Source organism: Phaeovulum sp., assembly GCF_041596715.1.
Taxonomy (GTDB): domain Bacteria; phylum Pseudomonadota; class Alphaproteobacteria; order Rhodobacterales; family Rhodobacteraceae; genus UBA6213.
Map to the genome: position 1 here is coordinate 1 of NZ_JBFHIA010000234.1, position 4,644 is coordinate 4,644.

A 4,644-nucleotide genomic window follows, 5' to 3' on the forward strand; every position below is an offset into this window, starting at 1 on the left:
TATTGCTAAGATAGCCGTGCATCCCATTGGGCCCTCCCCTGACCCAAAGCGCGAACATGTTGGGAGAAAAGACAACGCCATCGGCCAATACACCGATAATGTCACCAAAACTCGGGCTCGAAATCCCAAGCGTTGCTCGCTCTGCATCATCCAGATATCGCAGCGAGGTCAGCCCGGCAGTCGCATCGACGAACCGGCTCGCCACGGCATCATTGCCAAACCAAGCCCGTAGATACACAGAGTCGGTGTAAAGCAGGTAGTCTTGGCCGGGTATGCCGATATGGCGGTGCAGGGCGCGGGCAGGATCGACGCTGTAGTGCACATCGTGCATCCCGTGGTCTGACAATAACCGCACGCGTTCGGCAGGATACGCGCGGCGATAATGCGCCACTGTAAGGCGCGCGCGTTCCAACACCTTGCGTGCAAACTCTGCATATTCTGGTGCCGTCCCACCGGCTTTATGCCCCAACTCATCAAGTTCGTTAACAACGGCAAAGACATTACGCTGCCCGGCCGCAATAGCTGCATCCGCCGCGGCAAATGTTGCGATATAGTCGCCCATCTCCACCACGCCCAATCGCGCGCGATGCGCGATTGCATCCAAGCCTGACGAGTTGAACAGATAGGTGCCGCGGCTGTCGAAATGACGCCGCTCTGACCAAGGGATATTGTCATCGCGGCGGCCTAGTTTACGGGCGGCAACGCGCAGAAGCGCGTTGAACAACAAGTTACGATCGGTACGCGCAAGCAGACGATGCGCTGTACTTGCGGCCTCGTCTGAAAACTGGCCAGATTTAAGCCCCCAGTCGCAAAAGAAACCCATGCAATCGGCCGAGCTACCAGTGAAAAGCTGCCAATGCAGGTTCGAACTGTACCCCGCCCCGGCAACCAGCCGTTGCGGCGCAAGGTCAAGAAGCAAGGATGGTTCTTCGTTGAATAGGTCAGTCGCAACTTTGTGAGAAAGTGCATCAATAAAAATTGTCAACATCTTGGGGCACTCACAAACTCACACGTCATATATCGGATGCAGCGCAATATGCAGATGGCGTCTTCCGAATATCTGGATTTGGGCTTCGTCTTACCGCAAGGTCAAGTATGTTTGTTGCGATACACGTGGTTAATCGCGCCGCGCGGTCAGTGTTTCAGCGCTGTATCTGAACCAAGGCAAAAAGCGCGCAATCAGCATGGGCGCACCGCGGTGCAGCGGCCAAGGAAGCCAAGCGCTGTAAACGCCCTTGGCCATATGCGCAGCCCGCCCATTCGGCGCGCCTTCGGGGTTTTTCATCACCCGTCGGCAGTTAACAGAGGCTGTCTAGCCTATGGCCGAGCCGCGGCCTGCCTGATACTGCTGGCAGGGGTAAAGGGCGTTTCGGAGGGTGCTGAAGTGTTGCAGGAATCTACCGGCCTTGCAGGCATACGCCTACTTACGCCCCGCCGTTTTGCCGACAATCGAGGCTGGTTTTCCGAGGTGTGGAGCAAGCGCGATCTCATCGCAGCCGGGATCACTTGCGATTTCGTGCAAGACAATCACTCGGCCTCGGATGCGCCGGGCACCTTGCGGGGCCTGCACTATCAGCGCCCGCCCCATGCGCAGGCCAAACTCGTGCGCTGCACGCGGGGGGCGATTTTTGACGTGGCGGTGGATGCGCGGATCGGCTCGCCCAGCTACGGGCGCTGGGTGGGGGTGGAATTGAGCGCCGAGAATGGGCGGCAGCTTTTCATTCCCGAGGGGTTTTTGCACGGTTTCGTCACGCGCGAGGCGGCAAGCGAAGTGCAGTACAAATGCTCGGCCTATTACGCGCCAGAATGCGATGGCGCGGTGCACTGGGATTCGCTTGGCATCGACTGGGGGCTGAAAGGCGCACCAGTGCTGTCGCCCAAGGACGCGGGCGCGCCCGCCTTCGCCGATTGGCAATCCCCTTTCAGATTCGAGGGGGCGGCATGAAGATACTGGTGACAGGGGGCGCGGGGTTCATCGGCTCGGCAGTGGTGCGCCTTGCGGTGGCGCGCGGGCACGAGGTGGTCAACCTCGATGCGCTAACCTATGCGGCCTGCCTTGATAACGTGGCAAGCGTGGCCGATAGCCCCGCCTACGCCTTCGAGCAGGCCGACATCTGCGACCGCGCGGCAATTGACGCGGTGCTGGCCCGCCATACCCCCGACGCCGTGATGCATCTGGCCGCCGAAAGCCATGTGGACCGTTCCATCGATGGCCCCGGCGCGTTTATTGAGACCAACGTCAGCGGCACCTACAATCTGCTTGAAGCGGCGCGCGATTACTGGGCGCGGCAGGGGCGACCCGAGGGCTTCCGGCTGCACCATATTTCAACCGATGAGGTGTTCGGCAGCCTCGGGCCCAAGGGGCGGTTCACCGAAGCCAGCCCCTATGCCCCGCGCAGCCCCTATGCGGCCAGCAAGGCCGCCTCGGATCATCTGGTGCGCGCATGGCATGAGACCTACGGCCTGCCCGTGGTCTTGAGCAATTGTTCCAACAACTACGGGCCCTATCATTTCCCCGAAAAGCTGATCCCCGTGGTCATTCTGAATGCGCTGGCGGGGAAACCGATCCCGGTTTACGGCGCGGGTGAAAATGTGCGCGATTGGCTTTATGTCGAAGACCACGCCGAGGCTTTGCTGGCCGTGCTGACGCGCGGCGCGGTGGGGCGCAGTTACAACATCGGCGGCGAGGCCGAGGCGCGCAACATCGACCTTGTGCGGATGATCTGCGCGCTACTGGACGAGATGCGCCCCGAGGGCGCACCGCACGAGCGGCTGATCAGCTTTGTCGCCAATCGGCCCGGCCACGATGCGCGCTACGCAATCGACCCCGCCCGCATCCGCGCCGAGTTGGGCTGGCGGCCAAGCGTTACGCTCGCCGAAGGCTTGCGGCGCACGGTGGCATGGTATCTCGCGAACGAGCCGTGGTGGCGCGCGTTGCAGGGCCGCGCGGGCGTGGGCCAGCGGCTGGGGATGCGCGCATGAGTGGCGCGCTGCTGGTGTTTGGCCAGACCGGGCAATTGGCGCAAGAACTGGCGCGGATCGCCCCCGACGCGCGCTTCCTTGGCCGCACCGACGCCGATCTGCGCGACCCAGAAGCCTGCGCAAAGGCGATCCGCCATACGGCACCGCGCGCCGTGATCAACGCCGCTGCCTACACCGCTGTTGACCGCGCAGAGGCCGAAGAAGCACTTGCGCTGCGCATCAACGCCGAGGCACCGGCCGCGATGGCCGCAGCCTGCGCCGTGGCGGGCATCCCATTCGTGCAGGTTTCGACCGATTACGTTTTCGACGGCACGGGCAACGCGCCATGGGCGACGGATGCCACACCCGGCCCCTTGGGCACCTATGGCCGCACCAAGCACGCGGGCGAGGCCGCAGTGCGCGCGGCAGGCGGGGTGCATGCGATCTTGCGCACGTCTTGGGTATTTTCGGCGCGCGGTCACAATTTCCTGCGCACAATGTTGCGGCTGGGGGCCGAGCGGGCAGAGATTGCGGTGGTGGCCGACCAGATCGGCGGGCCGACCCCGGCCGACGCGCTGGCCGAAGCCTGCCTTGCCATCGCCACGCAACTGGCCGAAACACCCGCAAAAAGTGGCACCTACCATTTCGCCGGCACCCCAGACATCAGTTGGGCCGGGTTCGCGCGCGAGATTTTTGCGCAAGCGAACCTACCTTGCGCCGTGCGCGATATTGCATCGGCAGATTACCCCACCCCGGCACCGCGCCCGGCCAATTCGCGGCTCGATTGCGCAGCGACCATGGGCGCTTTCGGGCTGATGCGGCCCGATTGGCGGCAAGGTGTGGCGAGGGTTTTGGCACAGATTACGGCAGGCGAGGGAACGCGATGACAGCACGCAAAGGCATCATTCTAGCGGGCGGCACCGGCACCCGGCTTTATCCAGTGACGCTTGGCATTTCCAAGCAACTACTGCCGATCTACGATAAACCGATGATCTACTACCCGCTTTCGGTGCTGATGCTGGCAGGCATCCGCGAGATTGCGGTGATCACCACACCCGAAGATCAGGGCCAATTCCGCCGCCTGATGGGCGATGGCAGCCAATGGGGCGTGCGGCTCGAATACATCGTGCAGCCAAAGCCAGAGGGCCTAGCACAGGCCTTTATTCTAGCCGAGGCGTTTCTGGCTGGCGCGGCTTCGGTGCTGGTTCTGGGCGACAATATCTTCTTCGGCCACGGGTTGGTCGATCTGATGCGCGCCGCCGATGCAAGCCCGGCCCCGGCCACCGTTTTCAGCTACCAGGTCGCAGACCCCGAACGTTACGGTGTGATCGACTTTGGTGCAGATGGGCGGGTGCGCGGTATCGTCGAAAAACCTGCCGTGCCCCCATCAAACCAAGCGCTGACCGGGCTATACTTTGTCGATGGCACCGCCCCGGCGCGGGCCCGCGCGGTGAGGCCATCGGCACGCGGCGAACTTGAGATCGTCACACTGCTCGAAAGCTATCTCGCCGAAGGCGGGCTTGATGTGCAGCGCATGGGGCGCGGCTATGCGTGGCTGGACACCGGCACCCACGCAAGCTTGCTAGATGCCGGCAACTTCGTGCGCACCTTGCAGAACCGACAAGGCCTACAGACCGGATGCCCCGAAGAAATTGCCTTCGATCAAGGTTGGATCAGCCGCGA

General features: G+C 62.7%; 5 protein-coding genes. 4 read left to right on the plus strand and 1 reads right to left on the minus strand.

Features of this window, described 5'->3' with window-relative positions; translation table 11 throughout:
• The coding region (locus tag ABY403_RS13560; RefSeq protein ID WP_372841363.1) for a hypothetical protein at positions 1-919 on the minus strand (919 nt) is incomplete at its 3' end.
• A 465-nt stretch (positions 920-1,384) separates the two neighbouring features.
• Here ABY403_RS13560 and rfbC point away from each other — a divergent pair.
• The 4 genes from rfbC to rfbA all read left to right on the plus strand — a co-directional run.
• The gene (rfbC, locus tag ABY403_RS13565; protein WP_372841364.1) at positions 1,385-1,945 is read left to right on the plus strand and encodes a dTDP-4-dehydrorhamnose 3,5-epimerase; all 561 of its coding nucleotides are present in this window, start codon (positions 1,385-1,387) and stop codon (positions 1,943-1,945) included.
• The gene (gene rfbB / locus ABY403_RS13570; RefSeq protein WP_372841365.1) at positions 1,942-2,982 is read left to right on the plus strand and encodes a dTDP-glucose 4,6-dehydratase; all 1,041 of its coding nucleotides are present in this window, start codon (positions 1,942-1,944) and stop codon (positions 2,980-2,982) included. Before rfbC ends, rfbB begins: the two co-directional genes overlap by 4 nt.
• Positions 2,979-3,848, plus strand: coding sequence for a dTDP-4-dehydrorhamnose reductase (gene rfbD / locus ABY403_RS13575; RefSeq protein ID WP_372841366.1), 870 nt, complete (start codon positions 2,979-2,981; stop codon positions 3,846-3,848). Before rfbB ends, rfbD begins: the two co-directional genes overlap by 4 nt.
• Positions 3,845-4,644: glucose-1-phosphate thymidylyltransferase RfbA (rfbA, locus tag ABY403_RS13580; protein WP_372841367.1), on the plus strand; the 800-nt coding region annotated here is incomplete at its 3' end. The genes rfbD and rfbA, both read left to right, overlap by 4 nt.